Below are 18,892 nucleotides of genomic sequence, written 5' to 3'. Positions count from 1 at the left end.
CTCCGTCAGTCCTGCTCGGGCGCCATGTACTTGAGGAAGTCGACCAGTTCGCCGGTTGTCGTCAGGGACTCGCCGTCGTCCAGGGCCGCGATGCCGAAGTCGGTGAGGACGGCGTTGCCGTCGGGGCGCAGCAGGATGTCGGGCGACCGCGCGGGCCTCGCGGACGGCGCGGCGCATCCGGATGCGCCGCGCCCGCCGGCCGTCGTGCGTTCGAACGGGCCCGAGCGTAGCGGAGTACATCGCCGTCACATGGTGTCAACTGCCCTGTGGGGACCGGTCGTTCGGCATCGCTGCTGTTCTGATCTGGATGGTGGACAGCCCATCGAGCGGGGCGGGCCGCAACGCCGCCGCTGAGCCCCACTGATGCTTGATTCTGCTCGGAACTACCTTCCATCGAGCACATATTGACATGCGCTGCCGCACCCCGCAGAGTCATGCCCCGACAGTCCCCGCAGTCCCGACAGTGCCCCGGCAGTGATGTAAGCCACCCCATCGAGGAGTGTTGCCGTCATGTCCGAAACACCCGCTGTCTCACGCCGACTGCTCCTGGGCGGAGCCGTCGCCACCGGCGCGCTCGCGGCCGGTATGACCGCGGCCGCCCCGGCCGTGTCCGCCGCGACCGAGGAGGCGCCCCGCCGTCGCCGCGGGCAGAAGTCGATGATCGGCGTGCCGTTCGAGGTCCACAGAACCGTCCGTGTCGGTGTCATCGGCCTGGGCAACCGTGGCGGAGGCATGGTCATGGGCTGGGCGGCCGTGCCCGGCTGCACCGTGACCGCCGTCTGCGACATCCGTGCCGACCGCGCGCGGAGCGCCGCCGACCGGCTGGTGAGCAAGGGCGAGCCCCGGCCCGCAGAGTACGGCGGATCAGCCGACTCCTACGCCCGGATGCTCCGGCGCGACGACATCGACCTGGTGTACGTCGCAACGCCCTGGGAGTTCCACCACGAGCACGGCAGAGCCGCGCTGCTGAGCGGCAGACATGCCGTGGTGGAACTCCCCGTCGCGACGGAACTGCGCCAACTGTGGGACCTGGTCGACACCTCCGAGCGCACCCGCAGACACCTGCTCCTCGCCGAGAACTGCAGCTACGGGCGCAACGAACTGGCGATGCTGAGGATGGCGCACGCCGGCCTGTTCGGAGACATCACCAACGGCCATGGCGGCTACCTCCACGACCTGCGTGAACTCCTCTTCTCCGACACCTACTACACCGACTCCTGGCGGCGGCTGTGGCACACCCGCAGCACCGCGTCCCTCTACCCCATGCACGGGCTGGCCCCCATCGCGGCGGCCATGGACATCAACCGAGGCGACCGGCTGACCACCCTGTCCGCCACCGCGACCGCCCCGAAGGGACTGGCCGACTACCGCGAGCGCTTCATCCCCCGGGACCACCCGTCCTGGAAGGAGACGTACATCAACGGTGACCTGGTCACCTGCCTCATCGAGACCGAGAAGGGCAGGGTCATCAGGGCCGAGCACGAGGTGAGTTCCCCCAGGCCGTACAGCAGGATCAACTCCCTCGCCGGCAGCCGCGGACTCGTCGAGGACTACGCCGGCCCCGCCCCGACCGGCGCACGCGTCTACCTGGAACCGGACCACGGCGGCCACTCCTGGCGCGACTTCGCCGACTACCGCAAGGAGTTCGACCACTGGCTGTGGCGGAAGGTCGGCGACGACGCCGCGAACAACGGCGGTCACGGCGGCATGGACTACGTCCTGCAGTGGCGCACCGTCCAGTTGATGCGCGCCGGGCTGGTGCCCGACATCGACGTGTACGACTCGGCCGCCTGGTGCGCCGCGGTCCCGCTGAGCGCCGCGTCCCTGGCGAGGAACGGTCGCCCGGTCGAGATCCCGGACTTCACCCGCGGTGCCTGGGCGGGCAAACGGCCCGGACTCGACTCCAGCCCCACGGACATGCCGCCCGTCGGCTGACCCGGTCCGGCCGAGCCCAGGGCTCAGGGGTGGGAGCGTGGCCGGGTCACCCCGGCACCGTCGATCTCAGACTCGCGCGGTGCGCCCGATTCGTGGCCATCAGCCGGTCGAGCGCCTCCCGGGTGCGTACGAGGTCCTCGATGTGCTCGGAGAGCCGCTCCCGCTCCTCGGCCATCCGTACCAGCGCGGCGTCGGACGTGGCCTCGCTGGGCGAGTCGACACACGGCAGCAGTTCGGCGATGGTCCGGCTGGACAGGCCCGCGGCGTACATCCGCTGGAGGAACGTGACCCGCTCGACATGGGCCTCCGTGTAGTGCCGCTGCCCGCTCGCGCTGCGGGTGCTCGTGAGCAGGCCCTGTTCCTCGTAGTAGCGCAAGGACCGGACGCTCACTCCGGCCCGTGCCGCGAGCTCACCGATACGCATGCCGCCCTCCCCATGGTGATCCGGCGCACAACCCTTGCCTCTGACGTCAATGTCAGGCTTTAGCGTAACCGTCGTGCCCGGGTTCCGGGCACGACGGAGCGCGAAGGAGACATGACGTGACGACCCTTTTCACCGGTTACCACCTTGGCGAACTGGCGCTGCCCAACCGCGTGGTGATGGCGCCGATGACGCGGGTACGGGCCGCCGCGGGCGGTCTGGCGACGCCGTCGATGGCGCGCTATTACGCTCAGCGAGCCACGGCCGGCCTGATCGTCACCGAGGGCGTGCAGCCGAGCCTGATCGGCCAGTCCAACCCCGGCACTCCCGGGCTGTACACCGACGAACAGGTGGCCGCATGGCGCCCGGTGACCGACGCGGTGCACACCAACGGCGGCCGGATCTTCGCCCAGATCATGCACGGCGGACGGGTCTCGCACCCCGACACGACCGGGCTGCGGCCCATCGGGCCCTCGGCCGTCCCGGCCGTCGGCGAGGTGTTCACCCCCAACGGCCCGCAGCCCGCGCCGGCTCCCCGCGCCCTGGACACCGCCGAGGTACCCGCGCACGTCCAGTCGTACGCGGATGCCGCGCGCCGGGCGGTCGACGCCGGCTTCGACGGGGTGGAACTCCACGGCGCCAACGGCTACCTGATCTCGCAGTTCCTCTCCTCCAACGCCAACCTGCGCACGGACCGCTACGGAGGCTCGGTGACCAACCGGATCCGCTTCGCCGTGGAAGCGGCCACCGCGACCGCCGAGGCCATCGGCGCGGAGCGGACCGGAATCCGGCTCTCTCCCGGCGGCCCCTTCTGGGGCATCGAGGAGACCGACATCGCCGAGCTCTACACCGCGCTCCTGACCGAACTGTCCCGGCTCGGCCTGGCCTACGTCCACCTGGAGGCCACCACGGACGAAGAGACCCTTCTCGGCCTACGCCGGACCTGGCCCGGCACACTCGTCATGAACCCGGTCCTGCCACTGGGCCCCCGGCAGACCGGCCGCGCCGACGCCGACCACTGGCTCGACCTGGGCGCCGACCTCATCAGCTTCGGGCGCGCCTTCCTCGCCAACCCCGACCTGGTGGAGCGCCTGCGCACCGGTCTTCCGATCGCTCCCGCCGACGAGTCCACGTATTTCCAGGGCGGCGACGACGGCTATCTCACCTACGCGGCGTACCAGCACTCGGCGTGATCAGCCCACGCTCGTGCCCGGGCGTCACCGGTCCTGAGCCAGGGCAACGAGCTCCGCGAACAGCCCCCCGCCGCCGGCCAGCTCGTCGTACGTGCCCTGTTCAATGACGCGGCCCTTGTCCATCACCAGGATGCGGTCGGCGAGCCTGGTGTTCTCGAGCTGGTGGGTGACGACGATCGTCATGCGCTCGGCGGCGATCCGCTTGATCTCCAGGAAGATGGCGTGTTCGCCACGCGCGTCCATCTGTGAGGTCGGCTCGTCCAGGATCAGCAGCGGGGTCTGCCGGTAGAGCGCGCGGCCGCACACCAGGCGTTGCCACTGCCCGCCCGACAACTCGGCCCCGCCCCACAGTTCCTTGGCGAGGAGAGTGTCCAGCCCCTGGGGCAGTTTCTCGATCGCCTCGCGCATACCGACGGCGTCGACGACGTCCCACACCGGCGCGTCGTCGTACGTCCGTGGCTGGCCCAGGGTGATGTTCTCGCGTGCGCGCAGGGGCCAGCAGGCGAAGTTCTGGGGGACCAGCGCGGTGCGTTTCCACACGGCGTCGGGATCGGCGTGGGCGAGGTCGGTGCCGTCCCACCGGACGCGGCCCTTGTCGGCGAGCAGGATGCCGGTGATGAGCTTGGCCAGGGTCGACTTGCCGGATCCGTTCTCGCCGACGATGGCGAGGATCTCGCCTCGGCGCAGGGTGAGCGAAACGCCTGCGACGGCCGGTTCCTCCTTGCCGGGGTACTGGTACGCGACCTCGTCGAGCCGGATTTCGTCCACGCGGTCAGGGATGGTCGATTCGCCGCGCTTGGGGGCGCGTTCACCTGCCATGTCGAGGAAGGAACGCATGTCGGCCAGGTAGAGCGAGGTGTGGAACATGGCGGCGCCGTGGATGACGAACTGGGAGAGCGCCGCCAGTGTGGTCTGGACGGCGACCACGGCGGTGGCCGCGACGGGCAGGGCGACCCGGCCGGTGGTCGCCAGCCAGGCGAGCGTGGCCCAGGTGCCCAGCAGGAAGACCCCGCCCAGGGCGTTGGTGGTCAGCGTGATGCGGAGCATGCGTGGGGCGGCGGTCAGGGTGCGCTGGTCGATCCGGTCGGACAGGGCGCGGTACCAGTAGGTGAGATAGCTCGTCATGCCGTTGGCGCGGACTTCGTCGCCGAAGCGGGAGTAGGTCGCCCACCAGCGCATCATCGACCTGACGTTCCTGTCACCGACGTTGAGGTAGTGGGTCTCGTAGTCGACGCGTGCCGACAGGACGGCCCCGGCGCCGGCCGGGAGGACGGCCAGCAGGAGCAGGGGCAGCATCAGCGGGTGCAGCGTGGTGATGACGCCGCTCGCGGCGATCATGCGGATCAGGGCGGACATGTACCGCTGGGCGTCCTGCACCATCAGCCGGGTCCGGGTGACGCCGATCTCGGCGGCCTCCTGTCGGTCGGCGAACCCGTCCTCGCCGTACGCGCTCGACTCGACGCGGCAGACGGCGGTCACGAGCGCGATGTCCGCCTCGGTCGTCAGGAGGGGCGTGATCCGACCGTCGGCGTAGGAGGACAGGGCGCTGCTGACGCGCCCGACTGCTGCGGCCGCCGTCACGACGATCAGGGCGGGAAGCGCGGCGTGCAGACGTTCGGGCACGGTGCCGGTGCCGAGGATGTGGGTCATCGCCTGTGCCGTGAACGCCAGGACGACGGCGGCCGCGATGCCGGTCAGCGCCTGGCAGACGAGGAGCAGTACGGCGCCGGTGCTGTCGACGGCCCAGGCCATCCGGGCGGTGTGGCCGAGCACGGCGGGCAGGCGTCGGCACATGGCTCCGAAACTGGCGTCCGCCAGCGGGTTCTTCCCGAACTTGCCCTCGAAGTTGATGGTGGCCGGGGGCGGAGGGGGCGGTGCGTCCGCGCTATTGGTCGAGGCGTCAGTCACTGTCACCGGGAGCCCTCCTCGGGTCGCGTGCCGCACCTGGATGGCTCGGCGGTGCACGGCATAACGACGCGACGCGGGAATCGAACGCACTCGATTCCGGACGTGTGCGATCCCGGACACGGCAAGGGCTCGAACGCGTGGACACGGTGTTGGGGCGGTCGGCGGACGCCGCGGGTTGGCCGAATCGCCGTTGCCTGAAACGTGAGTGACGAATGAGGTTCGCGACGGAGGATCGGCCACCGGCGAGGGTGGGGCACTGCGAAGCCGCTCTGTGGCGATGGTCACGAACGTCGTCGAAGCTCGTTGCGTAGGCTGACGTCGGCGCCCGTGCTGAAACGGTACGGAAAGCAGCCCTTGACCTGCAAAAACGCAGGCAGGGAGCTTATTTGCGGGAGTACACCGATGCTGCGCACCATGTTCAAGTCCAAGATCTAGCGTGTGGACGTTTACGCAGGTCAGCGCCCTGAGTGCCGCCTCCGGGTCAGCAAATGGTCAGCATAGGACGGCCGCACCGCCCGCGCCGGTGAGTCCGGCAGCGTGGTCACGCTCGTGCTGGCGCGTCAGCGTCGCGAGGCTAGCCGCATGATGGCCGGGGCCGGCATCGAGCCGACTGTCACCAACGGGCGCTCGGGCGAGGCGGAACTGAGCCGGATCACCGGCGCCAAGGCTCCCTCTGGCACCCTGCTCGACGGCGGGCCCGCCGTCCCCCACCCCAAGAACAGCAACGCCCTTCCGCGGCTTCGGCTGCAGCAAGGACACCTCCCGCGGCGTCGGCGGAAAGTCCCGAAGGCTGGCGAGGCCCGCAAGCTCGCTGGGGCCCGAAAGGCAGCCCTCGTGCGTCGCAACGGCTGAGAGCCGTTGCCCTGTCAGCGAATCTCCCGGCCACGGGATCGACAATCCTCGGCCGGCTCGAGGCCCCTCCTGTCCCCCCACTACGAAGCGAACGCCCTCGGCCGCGAATGGGATACCCGCCGAAACGGAGCAGCATGATGTTGCCGGCGCTCCGCACTGCGCCCGGCATGACAAGCTGTGCTGGTCCACCCCCGAACCCAGGAGGTCACCATGACCGCAGAGCCCGTAACTACGGAAGGTTCGGAGCCGGCTGCCGCCGAGACGTCCCCTCTGGCGCCGGACAGCGACGGCAACTACGACCTCAAGCGCAAGTTCCGTGAAGCCCTGGCGCGCAAGCGCGGTGCGCAGGCGGACGCGGCCGATGTTGCCGCCAACCCGGATGCGTCGAAGGTGCGTGCCGCGCACGGCCCGGCTGCGAGCCAGCGGTCGTTCAGGCGCAAGAGCGGCGGCTGAGTCGATCAGTCCCGCGGTCGGGCCGCTTTACCGGCACTCTGCGCGCTGTTCACTGGCGCGCCCGGTGCCGTGGCCCGCAACGTGCGCATGTCCGTGTGCGTGTTGCGGGCGAGGCGTAGCCGGTGGTCTCGCCTGTGGGAGGGCCCAACTGCGGCTGGCGCGGGTCGGTGGCGCCGCCGCACTGGCATTCCCGGACGGACGGACGTCCGGCCGCCGACGTTGCACGGTGGCCAGGACGTAGCTGACGGCCCGGTGCGACGCCGGCGCATCTGGCCATCCCAGACGGCGTCACCACCGGAGCTGTCCGAATCACTGATTATTCCGGGCTGACGGCACTGCCTCGTCCGAGGGCGCGCGGCCGGTGTCGCGCGCCCGCCGCGCCCGCTGTATCGCTGTGGAGATCGACGACGGTTGTCAGGGCCTGACAATAGGCATCGGGCGTGGCAAGGACATTTGCTTCCGCGGGTACTGGCTGCCCGCGTCCGAAGGTTGAACCACCCCCGCTCCAGCAGCAGTTCCGGCGCGGTCGCGGCGGTAGTCGACCGTCCACTCTCCGGAACCGCACGGTGACCCGGTCTCCCCGCTAGACGGACACGGCCGTACCGGCCAGCGCCCACACCAGCCGCTTCGGCTCCGCCGTGTGGGACGGGTGGTGCTGCGAAGGCTTGACCGACGTGGCGTGCTGCGCCGTCGTACGGTCTGCCCGCCGGGGACGGGCCTCTCCTGCCCATTGGCCACTGTGTCGCGTCGGCCAAGGGGAGTGAGGGCATGAGCGCGCACACGGTCCCCGGCGGCAATGGCTCGCCGGTTGCCTCCCCCGCTGCCACGCGCCGCAGCGCGGAACACGCACGCGCCGCCGAAGGGCGCTCGTCCGGGGCCTTGAGCAGCAGCGCCTCGACGACCGGGCGAAGCGGGCCGAGACGCTCTGACAGGCCGGGGTCCTCGTACGCCACCGCGTGCAGCGTCGCGGGCCGCGCGGGCCTGCGGAACGGGGACTGTCCGGCGCAGACCGTGGCGAGGGTCGCTCCGTTTGACCACAGGTCGGAGGCCGGACTGGTCTCCGAGTCCATCACCTGCTCGGGCGCCATGTACTCGAGGGAGCCGACCAGTTCGCCGGTGGTGGTCAGGGATTCGCCGTTGTCCAGGGCGGCGATGCCGAGGTCGGTGAGGACGGCGTTGCCGTCGGGGCGCAGCAGGACGTTGGCGGGTTTGACGTCGCGGTGCAGGGTGCCGGCCGCGTGTGCGGCCTCCAGTGCGTCGAGCAGTTGCAGGCCTGCCGAGGCGTGACCGTGTTCGGCGATGGTGCCGACATCATTACCGGTCTGGTCGTCCCGCACTGCAGACGCTCCGGACTACCGCTGCTGAAGAGCAAGGAGCAGGAGAACGCCGCTCACCGGAAGGTCCGTTCGCGATTCGAGCACGCCTTCTCCCAGATGAGGAACCACAGGATCCTCGACGATTGCCGGCGGTCCAGGCCGCCGCCCGCATGTCACATCAGCCCGCCTGCCCACGGCCTTCTCAACCCCCTTCAGGAGGCGAAGGTCAAGCAGGCCCTCAGCACGCTTGACGCGCCTTTGAACCGCCGACGAATCGGTGCGATCCAGACCCGTGATGTGACGGCTCTCACGAGCCCGGTCCGCGTCTGTCGCATAGGGTCCTTTCGACCTTATGGCGGACGCGCCGTCAGGTAAGTCAGCGACTGGTCGGCTTCAGTCCTCGATATTCGTCGGCACCCCGTTGGAAAACCGTGTCGATGTAGAGTGAAAAACGCCCTTGACCTGCAAGAGCAGGCAGGGAGCCAACCCTCTGGGAGTTCTACATGCTGCGCACCATGTTCAAGTCCAAGATCCACCGAGCCACCGTCACCCAGGCCGACCTGCACTACGTGGGATCGGTGACCATCGACGCGGATCTGCTCGACGCCGCCGACCTGCTGCCCGGCGAGCTCGTCCACATCGTGGACATCACCAACGGCGCCCGTCTGGAGACCTACGTCATCGAGGGCGAGCGCGGCTCCGGGGTCATCGGGATCAACGGCGCCGCCGCTCATCTCGTCCACCCCGACGACCTGGTGATCATCATCAGCTACGCTCAGATGACCGACGCCGAGGCGCGGGAGTTCGAGCCGCGGGTCGTGCACGTGGACGGCGCCAACCGCATCGTGGCGCTGGGCGCCGATCCGTCCGCGCCGGTGCCGGGCTCCGACCAGGAGCGCAGCCCGCAGGCCGTGCCGGTGGCCTGACGGCACTCGGCTCCGCACGAACGAACAACGGAAGACGGCCCAGGAGGGTCCCATGAGCGAGCCAGAGATCCGCGACGACCGGGCGGCGGGCCGCCTGGAGGCCCTCCAGGGCGGCGAAGTCACCGGCCACATCGAGTACTTCGTCCTCGAAGAGCCGGCCCGCGCTCTCGTCCCCGTCCACACCATCGTGGAACCGGCCCACGAGGGGAAGGGCATCGCGGGCTCCCTCGCGCGCGAGCTGTACGGCATGGCGGCGCGCGAGGGAGTCGTCGTGGCGCCGCTGTGCCCGTACGTCGTGAAGTGGGCCGAACGCCACCCCGACGAGGCCCCGGCGGCCGACGCCGACCTGCTGGCGGCGGCCGAGGACTGGCTGAGGGCGCACCCCGGGCGGTTCTGATGCTGACCCTTCTGCACACCTCACCGCTGCACATCCCGGTCTTCGAGGCCCTGCGCCAGGAGCACCACCCTGACCTGGAACTACGGCACTTCGTCGACGAGGAACTACTGGCCCGGGCCCGCCGCGAAGGGCCCGAAGCCGTTGCGGACGACGTCCGCGAGGAGTTGCACCGAGCCGTCGCCGAGGGTGCGCGAGCCGTGCTGTGCACCTGCTCGACCATCGGCGGCGTCGCGGAGGCGGCCGCCGCCGAGGCCGGGGTGCCGGTGCTGCGCGTCGACCGCCCGATGGCGGCGGCCGCGGTGGCCGAGGGCGAGCGTGTCGTCGTCCTCACCACGGTGGAGAGCACGCTCGTTCCGACGGCGTCCTTGATCGAGGACGAGGCCCAGCGTACGGGACGCCCGGTCGAGGTGCGGGCGCGTCTTGTCGAAGGTGCCTGGGAGCGCTTCGACGCGGGTGACGTCGACGGTTGCGCCCGTCTGGTGGCAGCCGCTGCGGACGAGGTCACGGACGCCGACGCGATCGTCCTCGCCCAGGTCTCCATCGCCCCGGCCCAGCAGCTGGTCACGACGCGGGTGCCCGTACTGTCCAGCCCTCGCCCGGGTCTGGCCGCGGGTGCGCAGGTGGCGCACCTGAGGTAGGCCCACCCGGGCCCCGGCATTGACGCGGGTGAGTGACTGGCGGCGCGGCCGTCGGGTACGCGGGGGAGTAGTCCAGAGCCGACGCGCACCGATTGGCTGGAGGACGCCATGACGAACCCGTACCCGGATCCCGTCTCCCCGGGGCCGACGCCGGGCCCGGTGCCGCAGCCCCCGGAGCCTCATCCGGTCCCGCCCCCGGAGCCGGCGCCGACCCCCGAGCCGCCCCCCACCCCGGTCCCGCCCATGCCTCCGGCCCCGGGGCCGCCCCCGCCGGGCCCGACGCCGACCCCGCCCCCGGGTCCGACGCCAACCCCGCCACCGGGACCGACCCCACCCCCGGAACCCTCCCCGTCCCCGATCCCGCCGGGCCCGGATCCGGTTCCGAACCCCGAACCCGGTCCGCCGCTCACCTGAGGTCAGGGCTGGGCGAGCCGCTCCCACCACGCATCCGGAAAACACGTCGCCCCGTGCCCAGGTCGAGAACCCGGGCACGGGGCGGTCACCTGTCGGACCGGAGGTCCTAGGCGGAGACCTCCGACCGGTCCCCGCCCCACAGCGTGTGGAACGAGCCGTCCCGGTCGGTGCGCCGGTACGTGTGCGCTCCGAAGAAGTCCCGCTGCCCCTGCGTCAGCGCCGCGGGCAGTCGCTCGGCGCGCAGGGCGTCGTAGTACGCGAGGGCCGCCGCGAAGCCCGGAGTGGGCACGCCCTGCCGGGTCGCCGCGATGATCACCTCACGCCAGTCGTCCTGCGCCTCGGCGATCTCCCGCGCGAACGTCTCGTCGGACAGCAGGCTCGGCAGGTCGGCCCGAGTGTCGTACGCGGCACGGATGCGGTCGAGGAAGGCCGCGCGGATGATGCAGCCGCCACGCCAGATCGCGGAGACGGCGCCCAGGTCGATGTCCCAGTCGTACTCCGCGCGCGCGGCGTCGATCTCGTGGAAGCCCTGCGTGTAGGACACGATCTTCGACGCGTACAGCGCCTGCTCGACGCGCTCGGCGAAGGCCGCGGCCTCCGACTCGCCGAGCGGGGACGCCTTGGGTCCGGCCAGCCCGCGGGACGCCTCCCGCAGTGCCGCGTGCCCGGACAGGGAGCGGGCGAAGACAGCCTCCGCGATGCCGGACACCGGTACGCCCAGGTCCAGCGCGATCTGCACGGTCCAGCGTCCCGTGCCCTTCTGCTCGGCCTGGTCGACCACCACGTCCACGAACGGCTTGCCCGTCGCCGCGTCCACGTGCGACAGCACCTCGGCGGTGATCTCGATCAGGTAGGAGTCCAGCCGGCCCGTGTTCCAGGTCCGGAAGATCTCCGCGATCTGCGCGGGCTCGTACCCGGCGACATCCCGCAGCAGCTGGTACGCCTCGCCGATGAGCTGCATGTCGGCGTACTCGATGCCGTTGTGCACCATCTTCACGAAGTGCCCGGCACCGTCCGGACCGACGTGGGTCACACAGGGCGCCCCGTCCGCCGCCTTCGCGGAGATCTTCTCCAGCATCGGGCCCAGCGAGTCGTACGACTCCTTCGGGCCGCCCGGCATGATGCTCGGCCCGTGCAGGGCGCCCTCCTCACCGCCGGAGACGCCCATGCCGACGAAGTGGATGCCCTGCTCGCGCAGGTCGCGCTCACGGCGCCGGGTGTCGGCGAAGTGCGCGTTGCCACCGTCGATGATCATGTCGCCCGGCTCCAGCAGCGGCGCGAACTCCTGGATCACGGCGTCGGTCGGCTCACCGGCCTTGACCATGATGACCAGCCGCCGCGGGCGCTCAAGCGCCGCCACGAAGTCCTTGGCGGTCTCGGCCGCGATGAAGTCGCCCTCGCTCCCGAACTCCTCCACCAGCGCGTGCGTGCGTGCCGACGTCCGGTTGTGCACCGCGACCGTGTATCCGTTGCGGGCGAAGTTACGGGCGAGATTGCGGCCCATGACCGCGAGACCCGTGACGCCGATCTGCGCCGAAGTGCTCATGCGTTGGCTCCTAGTGACCTCGATATATCAGCGGTGCCGGTCATGCCCGCCAGTATTGCCCCATCGTCCATCCTGACGTGCTGGTACTCCGACCGCACATCCGGGGTGGCGTGATGTCGCAGGCACATACGCACAGAAGGCCCCGCCGCACTCAGCCGTCCCGCCCGTCGACCGGGGACGACGGGCAACGTACGCCGATAGCTCGCCATTTGGCGTGAACGGGCGGCTGAATTTCCGTCTTGTCATGGCCTGTTCGCAGCGCTTACTTTTGCCCCTCCTGACGCATGTCCATGGGGGGCTCCGACATGGCCGCACGCGGCCGGCACCGCCGGTACCAGCCGAACAGGATCAACCGCGCCTCACTCACCGTCACCGCGGGCGGCGCCGGAATGGCGCTCCCCCTCATCGGCACCGGCGTAGCGCAGGCGGCCGACCTGGACACCTGGAACAAGGTCGCCGCGTGCGAGTCGACCAGCCGCTGGCACGTCAACACCGGCAACGGCTACTACGGCGGCCTGCAGTTCGCCCAATCGACGTGGGAGGCCTACGGCGGCACGCGGTACGCGGCCCGGGCGGATCTGGCCACCAAGGACCAGCAGATCGCCGTGGCGGAGAAGGTGCTGGACGGGCAGGGGCCCGGCGCCTGGCCGGTGTGCTCGGTGCGGGCGGGGCTGGCCCAGGGTGGAGACACCCCCGACATCCAGCCCGCCGGCGCCGCGAAGAAGACCTCGGTCCAGGACGTCCAGCCGCAGACCACGCCGCAGTCACGGGCGGGCACCGCCGAGATGTACACGGTCGTCCACGGCGACACCCTCTCGGGGATCGCCGAGTCGCAGAAGGTCAGGGGCGGTTGGCAAGGGCTGTACGCCGCGAACCGTAAGGCCGTGGGAGCGGACCCCGACCTGATCCTGCCGGGCCAGCGGCTCGCGCTGCGCGGCAAGGCTCCCACGACGGGGACCGGGACGACGTCCGCCCCCAAGACCGCCACCAAGACCCCGCCCAAGTCCGCGCCCAAGTCCGCGCCCAAGTCCGCGCCCAAGTCCGCGCCCAAGTCCGCGCCCGAGAAGACCTCTTCGGAGCGCGAAGAGCAGGTCACGACCACCACGCGCTCGCTCGTCGCCCCGGTGAGCTCCGCCACCGGCACTCCCTACCGCAAGGCCGGTTCCTCCTGGTCGAAGGGCTACCACACGGGCGTCGACTTCCCCGTCCCGACCGGTACGTCCGTGAAGTCCGTCGGGGCAGGTCAGGTGGTCAGCGCGGGGTGGGAAGGCTCCTTCGGCTACCAGGTGCTGATCCGGCACACCGACGGCCGCTACAGCCAGTACGCCCACCTCTCGGCCATCTCCGTGAAGGCCGGGCAGTCGGTGGGCGCCGGCCAGCGCATAGGCCGCTCGGGGTCCACGGGCAACAGCACGGGCCCGCATCTGCACTTCGAGGTGCGGACGGGGCCCGGATTCGGCGCGGACATCGACCCGGTCGCCTATCTCCGGGCCGGCGGCGTCAGGATTTGACGCGGCTCCGGTGCCGGTCGAGGACTGGCATCGGGACGTACGGGCCGCCGTAGAAGGGGCCGTAGAGGTTCGGGGTCCGGCCGTCGGGGTGCGGCGGCTCCTCGTCTCCGTACGCACTGTCCGTGACCTGGGCCGGGATGAGGATGCCGTCGATCCGGTCGGGCACGAGGAGCTCCTCGCGCGGCATCGGCAGCGCCGCGGACTGCTCCGGAAGGCCGGCGAGCAGTTCCTCGGCACCCACCGGGGCCACCGTCTGCTCGGCCGGGGTCGCCCTCTCGGGCAGGGCTTCCGGGGCCTGCGCCTCGGTGCGGGCGATCCGCTCCGTCGTCAGCAGGATCAGGCCACCCGCCGCCACCACGCCGCAGCCCAGGGCGAGCACGGTGCCCGTGGTGCCGTAGCGGAAGGTTTCGCCGAACATCGTTATGCCGACCGCGGCCGCCACCACCGGGTTCACCACCGTCAGTGTGGCCAGCGGTGCCGCGAGGCCCGCGCCCCGGTAGGCGGCCTGGGACAGCAGCAGGCCGGCCGTGGCGAAGACGCCTATCGTGGCCAGGGACGGAATGTCGGCCGCCGACACCCCGCCGTTCCAGTCGACGGCGACGATCTTCGTGAACACCGAGGACATGCCGAAGGCTATGCCGGAGCCGGTCGCGAGCAGCATGCTGCGCACCGCCGGATGCCGGTGGGCCGCGCGGCCCGCGACCATCAGCGTCACGACGATGGCGCCGGTCACCACGGCCACGCCCACCCGCTCGGCCGTGGCCAGCGACTGCGACTCGGAGGAGCCGACCAGGGACAGCAGCCCGGCGAGACCCACGGTCGCCATGATCGCGCCCCGCCAGGCCGTCGATCCGGCCTTGCGGCCCACGAACAGCGCCGCCATGGGCAGCGCGAACACGATCGTCAGGGCACCGAGCGGCTGCACCAGACTCAGCGGACCGAACGCCAGCGCCACCACGTGCAGCAGACCGCCGACGCCGTTCAGCGCGACCGCCGCCCACCAGCCCGGCCGGCGCATCGGCGCGAACTGCTGTCCCGGAGAGGACACCGCGACACGCTCCTGCACGATCGCTCCGCCCGCGTACGCGACGGCGGAGACGAGCGACAGCAGCACGGACAACGCGAGGGCGCTCATGAGCTGCTCCTCTGCGTGAGGCGGGGGCGGCAGCCCCGGCGCGGCGAACGGTCGGCTCTCATAATCAACACGATGCCTCGAAAAGCTCTTCCCGTCGTCGTACCAGAGCACCCACCGTGTCGTACTGCCGATGGAGTACCCAGGGGCCCGTCTCATCCTCTGGTGGGGTGACCCCGGGTGGAGACCCCCAGGTGAGAACCCCGACCGGCCTTGGTACTACTGCTCTTCGTGGACCTCGACCCCGATCTCGTCGCGCTCAGGCCCCTCGGGGGCTTCTTCGTACTACGCACACCAGAGGAAGCACTTCGGCCACTTCCGACCCTGGCTCAGGCGTACGCGGAGCCCTCAATGGACCCTCAGCAAGACCCCCTGGGCCTGCGCGTCCGGAAAGTCGCGAACGCCCTGCGCGCCCCCGAGTTGCGCATCGCCGCCTCCGTGGCCCAGCAGGGACTCGCGGCCCGCCTCTGGTCGGTGACCCTCGGCTGCGCCGCCCTGCACGGCCGCATCCCCGACCTCGACCCGCGCCTGCTGCACTGGGACCCCGACGGCAGCGCCCCCGACGACCTGTGGATCACCGAGGTGCGCCCGCTGCCCGCGGACCCGGCGACCGTCGCGGACGTCGTCCTGCACGGCCACCTGGAACCCCTGACCGCCGCCCTGCACACCCGGTACCGCGTCGCCTCCGGCCTCCTGTGGGGCAACGCCGGCTCCGCGCTCGCGGGCGCCGCCCGGCAACTGGACCAGTGGGCCCGCGCGGGCGGCCGTACCGACACCGCCGACCGGGCCCGCGCCCTGACCGCGGAGCTGTTCACCCACCCCCTCCTCGCCGGCACCGGCACCCGCACCGGAACAGCGTTCCGGCGCCGCAGCTGCTGCCTCTACTACCGGGTGCCGGGCGGGGGCGTATGCGGTGACTGTTGCTTCACACGAGCCCCGCGCTCTTCCCCACGCGCCCCATCTGGGTGACCATGAAAGGGCAACCAGCCGCTGAGAACAGGGGGTTCCGGGTGCGTGTGGGACTGCTGACCCGGGAGTACCCCCCGGACGTGTACGGCGGCGCGGGCGTCCATGTCGAGTTCCTCGCCCGGGAGTTGAGGGACCTCGTCGACCTGGAGGTGCACTGCTGGGGTGAGGGCCGCGGGGTGGGCGTGCAGCGCCACCGTCCCTGGTCCGCGCTCGACACCGCCAACGACGCGCTGCGCACCTTCTCCGTGGACCTCGCCATGGCCGCCGGCCTCGAAGGCCGCGAACTCGTCCACTCCCACACCTGGTACGCCAACCTCGCCGGCCACCTCGGCAAGCTGCTGCACGGCATCCCGCATGTGATGACCGCCCACTCCCTGGAGCCCCTGCGCCCCTGGAAGGCCGAGCAACTCGGCGGCGGATACGCCCTGTCCAGCTGGGCCGAGCGCACCGCGATCGAGACCGCCGACGCGGTGATCGCCGTCTCCGGAGCGATGCGCGAGGACATCCTCGGCTGCTATCCGGAGCTGGAGCCGGAGCGGGTCCACGTCGTGCACAACGGCATCGACACCAGCCTGTACCGACCGGACCACGGCACCGACGTCCTCGACCGGTTCGGCCTCGACGCCGGCCGCCCCTACGTGCTGTTCGTCGGCCGCATCACCCGCCAGAAGGGCGTGCCCCATCTGCTGCGCGCGGTACGGAACATCGACCCCGCCGTGCAGGTGGTGCTGTGCGCGGGCGCGCCCGACACCCCTGAGATAGACCGGGAGTTCCGCGATCTCTACCAGGAGCTGAGCCGCGTCCGCGAGGGCGTGCACTGGATCCCGCAGATGCTGCCGCGGCCCGAGGTGATCCAACTCCTCACGCACGCCGCCGTGTTCGTCTGCCCCTCGGTGTACGAACCCCTCGGCATCGTCAACCTGGAGGCGATGGCCTGCGGAACTCCCGTGGTGGCCTCGCAGGTCGGCGGCATCCCCGAGGTCGTCGAGGACGGCAAGACGGGGCTGCTCGTCCCGCTGAACGACGACTTCGAGGCCGGCCTCGCGCAGGCCCTGGACTCGGTCGTCGGCGACCCGGAGACCGCCCGCCGGATGGGCGAGGCCGGACGGGAGCGCGCGGTGGGGGAGTTCGGCTGGGACGCGGTGGCACGGCGGACGGTCCGGCTCTACGGGGAGATCCTCAAACAGGCTTAGCGCGCGCTACACAGGGGCAGGCTGGGAGCAACCACGGTGAGGGGAGCGGCCATGCGTCGTGGCGGACCTTCGGTGCTCGGAATCGTACTCGCGGGCGGAGAAGGCAAACGCCTGATGCCCCTGACCACGGACCGCGCGAAACCCGCGGTCACCTTCGGCGGCACCTACCGTCTCGTCGACTTCGTCCTCTCCAACCTCGTCAACGCCGACATCCTGCGCATCTGCGTCCTCACGCAGTACAAGTCGCACTCGCTGGACCGGCACATCACCACCACCTGGCGCATGTCCAGCCTGCTCGGCAACTACGTCACCCCGGTCCCGGCCCAGCAGCGCCTCGGCCCGCGCTGGTACCTGGGCAGCGCGGACGCGATCCTCCAGTCCCTGAACCTGATCTACGACGAACGCCCCGAGTACGTCGCGGTGTTCGGCGCCGACCACGTCTACCGCATGGACCCGCGCCAGATGCTGGCCCAGCACATCGAGAACGGCGCCGGCGTCACCGTGGCGGGCATACGCGTGCCGCGCGCCGAGTCGTCCTCCTTCGGCGTGATCAGCCCCGGCTCGGACGGCCAGACGATCGAACGCTTCCTGGAGAAGCCCGCCGACCCGCCCGGACTCCCGGACGACCCGGAGACCGTCTACGCCTCGATGGGCAACTACATCTTCACCACCAAGGCCCTCATCGAGGCGCTCCAGCGGGACGCCGAGGACCGCAACTCCGTGCACGACATGGGCGGTTCGATCCTGCCCCAGCTCACCGACCGGGGCGAGGCCCAGCTGTACGACTTCAGCGCCAACCACGTCCCCGGCGAGACCAACCGCGACCGGGGCTACTGGCGGGACGTCGGCACCCTGGACGCGTACTACGACGCCCACATGGACCTCATCGCCGAGCGCCCCGCCTTCAACCTCTTCAACCGCAGCTGGCCCATCTACACCCACTCCAACCAGCTCTCCCCGGCCCGCTTCAACGCGGGCGGCATGGCCAGCGAGTCCATCATCAGCGCCGGCTGCCTGATCCGCGGGCAGGTCACGCGGTCCGTGCTCTCGCCGGGGGTGGTGGTCGACCCGGGGGCGGTGGTGCAGGGGGCGGTGCTGCACGACAACGTGCGCATAGGGCGGGGCGCGGTGGTGCGAGGGGCCGTACTCGACAAGAACGTCGAGGTGCCGCCCGGGGCGACGATCGGCGTCAACCCGGACCGGGACTCCGAGCTGTACACCGTCTCCAAGGGCGGGGTGATCGCGCTGGGCAAGGGGCAGCAGGTCTCCTAGCGGCAGGCGATCGCGGGCCCGCCGCTGCGAGGGAGAGCGGCGGGCCGGCTCGTCAGCCGCTGCGGGTGAAGACCTCGCCTCGGGTGGAGCCGTCGGAGCAGAGCTTCTTCTCGTCGGCCGTCATCTTGCGGGACTTGACCACGACCGCGTTGTGCTTGCCGTCGGTGCCGTTCGGGGCGGGGCCGGTGATCACGTCGGGTACGAACCAGTAGTAGTGGCCCCACTTGGGGTCGTCGTAGTGCGTCTGCCACGTGCCGGATATCCGCTGCATCACCTGGGCGCGGGAGACCCAGCCCACCTCTCCCGGCTGGACGTTCACGGTGAAGGAGCTCGTCTCCGTGTGCGAGCTCTGCCAGGTGTAGTCGAACGTCGCGGTCACACTGGCGGTGATGATCCCTTCGATGCCTCCACCGACGGTCACCGACCCTCCCACCGACTGGGAGGAGCCCACGGTGTCGGCCCACGACATGGTCTGGGCGGCGGGCGACGACGTGCAGTTGTAGAGCAGTTCCGAGACCTGACGGGGCGCGCCGAGGTAGGCCTGGCCGATCTCCGGGGAGTTGAAGCTGCACTTGCCTTCCCCGGAAGCGCAGTCGGCCATGATCTGCTCCGTGGTGGGCTGGTCCTCGGCCACAGCGGGCACGGCCGTCGCGATCATCCCGAACGCCGTGGCCGCCAGCACCAGGGTGCGGCCGCCGTACCGCAGGGCGCGGTTCCTCGTCATGGTTGTTGCCTCTCACCGTACGTGGGGGAACGGTGACGCCGCCCGGTGTTCCCACTGGGGCTGGAGTCACCTTGTGGTGCCCACGAGGCTCA

16 protein-coding genes and 1 pseudogene are annotated in these 18,892 nt (G+C 70.8%); 11 read left to right on the top strand and 6 right to left on the bottom strand.

Going from position 1 to position 18,892, the window contains the following annotated elements; translation table 11 throughout:
* Positions 1-510: 510 nt before the first annotated feature.
* Complete coding sequence (locus BLU79_RS01135; protein ID WP_093903647.1) at positions 511-1,935, top strand: Gfo/Idh/MocA family protein; 1,425 nt, start codon at positions 511-513, stop codon at positions 1,933-1,935.
* Positions 1,936-1,981: 46 nt separating this feature from the next.
* On the opposite strand, the gene BLU79_RS01130 is transcribed toward BLU79_RS01135, so the two are convergent.
* Positions 1,982-2,359, bottom strand: a complete 378-nt coding sequence (locus BLU79_RS01130) for a MerR family transcriptional regulator (protein WP_093903646.1) — start codon at positions 2,357-2,359, stop codon at positions 1,982-1,984.
* 116 nt (positions 2,360-2,475) lie between these two features.
* Between BLU79_RS01130 and BLU79_RS01125 the strand changes: the two genes are divergently transcribed.
* Entirely contained in the window at positions 2,476-3,549 is a 1,074-nt protein-coding gene (locus BLU79_RS01125; protein WP_093903645.1) for an alkene reductase, read from the top strand.
* A 24-nt stretch (positions 3,550-3,573) separates the two neighbouring features.
* Here BLU79_RS01125 and BLU79_RS01120 read toward each other — a convergent pair whose 3' ends face one another.
* Positions 3,574-5,457 (bottom strand): ATP-binding cassette domain-containing protein, encoded by a 1,884-nt coding sequence (locus BLU79_RS01120; protein ID WP_093904175.1) that lies wholly within the window; start codon positions 5,455-5,457, stop codon positions 3,574-3,576.
* Positions 5,458-5,961: 504 nt separating this feature from the next.
* Between BLU79_RS01120 and BLU79_RS01115 the strand changes: the two are divergent.
* Together BLU79_RS01115 and BLU79_RS01110 are read left to right on the top strand one after the other, a co-directional pair.
* Positions 5,962-6,309 (top strand): annotated as a pseudogene (locus BLU79_RS01115) (RNA helicase); the annotation flags it as partial.
* Between the two features lie 210 nt (positions 6,310-6,519).
* Positions 6,520-6,762 (top strand): DUF5302 domain-containing protein, encoded by a 243-nt coding sequence (locus tag BLU79_RS01110; protein WP_093903644.1) that lies wholly within the window; start codon positions 6,520-6,522, stop codon positions 6,760-6,762.
* 5 nt (positions 6,763-6,767) lie between these two features.
* Here the strand turns inward: BLU79_RS01110 and BLU79_RS49815 are convergent, their stop codons facing one another.
* On the bottom strand, positions 6,768-8,099 hold the full coding sequence (locus BLU79_RS49815) for a protein kinase domain-containing protein (RefSeq protein WP_093903643.1): 1,332 nt from the start codon (positions 8,097-8,099) through the stop codon (positions 6,768-6,770).
* Positions 8,100-8,581: 482 nt separating this feature from the next.
* On the opposite strand from BLU79_RS49815, the gene panD reads away from it, so the two are divergent.
* The 3 genes from panD to BLU79_RS01090 are packed head-to-tail and all read left to right on the top strand — an operon-like array spanning position 8,582 to position 10,039.
* The gene (gene panD, locus BLU79_RS01100; protein ID WP_093903642.1) at positions 8,582-9,004 is read left to right on the top strand and encodes an aspartate 1-decarboxylase; all 423 of its coding nucleotides are present in this window, start codon (positions 8,582-8,584) and stop codon (positions 9,002-9,004) included.
* The gene (locus BLU79_RS01095; RefSeq protein WP_371131804.1) at positions 8,940-9,401 is read left to right on the top strand and encodes a GNAT family N-acetyltransferase; all 462 of its coding nucleotides are present in this window, start codon (positions 8,940-8,942) and stop codon (positions 9,399-9,401) included. Before panD ends, BLU79_RS01095 begins: the two co-directional genes overlap by 65 nt.
* Positions 9,401-10,039, top strand: a complete 639-nt coding sequence (locus tag BLU79_RS01090; RefSeq protein ID WP_093903640.1) for an aspartate/glutamate racemase family protein — start codon at positions 9,401-9,403, stop codon at positions 10,037-10,039. Before BLU79_RS01095 ends, BLU79_RS01090 begins: the two co-directional genes overlap by 1 nt.
* Positions 10,040-10,559: 520 nt before the next feature.
* On the opposite strand, the gene gndA is transcribed toward BLU79_RS01090, so the two are convergent.
* Complete coding sequence (gndA, locus tag BLU79_RS01085) at positions 10,560-11,999, bottom strand: NADP-dependent phosphogluconate dehydrogenase (RefSeq protein ID WP_093903639.1); 1,440 nt, start codon at positions 11,997-11,999, stop codon at positions 10,560-10,562.
* Positions 12,000-12,304: 305 nt separating this feature from the next.
* On the opposite strand from gndA, the gene BLU79_RS01080 reads away from it, so the two are divergent.
* Positions 12,305-13,510, top strand: coding sequence for a transglycosylase family protein (locus tag BLU79_RS01080; protein WP_093904174.1), 1,206 nt, complete (start codon positions 12,305-12,307; stop codon positions 13,508-13,510).
* On the opposite strand, the gene BLU79_RS01075 is transcribed toward BLU79_RS01080, so the two are convergent.
* On the bottom strand, positions 13,500-14,645 hold the full coding sequence (locus tag BLU79_RS01075) for a DMT family transporter (protein ID WP_177000818.1): 1,146 nt from the start codon (positions 14,643-14,645) through the stop codon (positions 13,500-13,502). The two genes, BLU79_RS01080 and BLU79_RS01075, sit on opposite strands and share 11 nt — an antisense overlap.
* Before the next feature lie 210 nt (positions 14,646-14,855).
* On the opposite strand from BLU79_RS01075, the gene BLU79_RS01070 reads away from it, so the two are divergent.
* Genes BLU79_RS01070 through glgC form a run of 3 tightly spaced genes read left to right on the top strand, consistent with a single transcriptional unit; the run spans position 14,856 to position 18,076 of the window.
* The gene (locus BLU79_RS01070) at positions 14,856-15,611 is read left to right on the top strand and encodes a (2Fe-2S)-binding protein (RefSeq protein WP_093903637.1); all 756 of its coding nucleotides are present in this window, start codon (positions 14,856-14,858) and stop codon (positions 15,609-15,611) included.
* A 41-nt stretch (positions 15,612-15,652) separates the two neighbouring features.
* On the top strand, positions 15,653-16,804 hold the full coding sequence (glgA, locus tag BLU79_RS01065) for a glycogen synthase (RefSeq protein ID WP_093903636.1): 1,152 nt from the start codon (positions 15,653-15,655) through the stop codon (positions 16,802-16,804).
* A 51-nt stretch (positions 16,805-16,855) separates the two neighbouring features.
* A complete protein-coding gene (glgC, locus tag BLU79_RS01060; RefSeq protein WP_093903635.1) occupies positions 16,856-18,076 on the top strand; it encodes a glucose-1-phosphate adenylyltransferase in 1,221 nt (406 codons plus the stop codon).
* Positions 18,077-18,128: 52 nt separating this feature from the next.
* On the opposite strand, the gene BLU79_RS01055 is transcribed toward glgC, so the two are convergent.
* Positions 18,129-18,800 carry a hypothetical protein gene (locus tag BLU79_RS01055; protein WP_093903634.1) on the bottom strand — a complete coding sequence of 224 codons (672 nt, stop codon included), beginning with the start codon at positions 18,798-18,800 and terminating at the stop codon, positions 18,129-18,131.
* Positions 18,801-18,892 lie beyond the last annotated feature (92 nt).

This window comes from Streptomyces sp. cf386, assembly GCF_900103585.1.
Lineage (GTDB): Bacteria > Actinomycetota > Actinomycetes > Streptomycetales > Streptomycetaceae > Streptomyces.
Note: the sequence above shows the minus strand (reverse complement) of the source record. Positions and strands in the feature narration are given on the sequence as shown.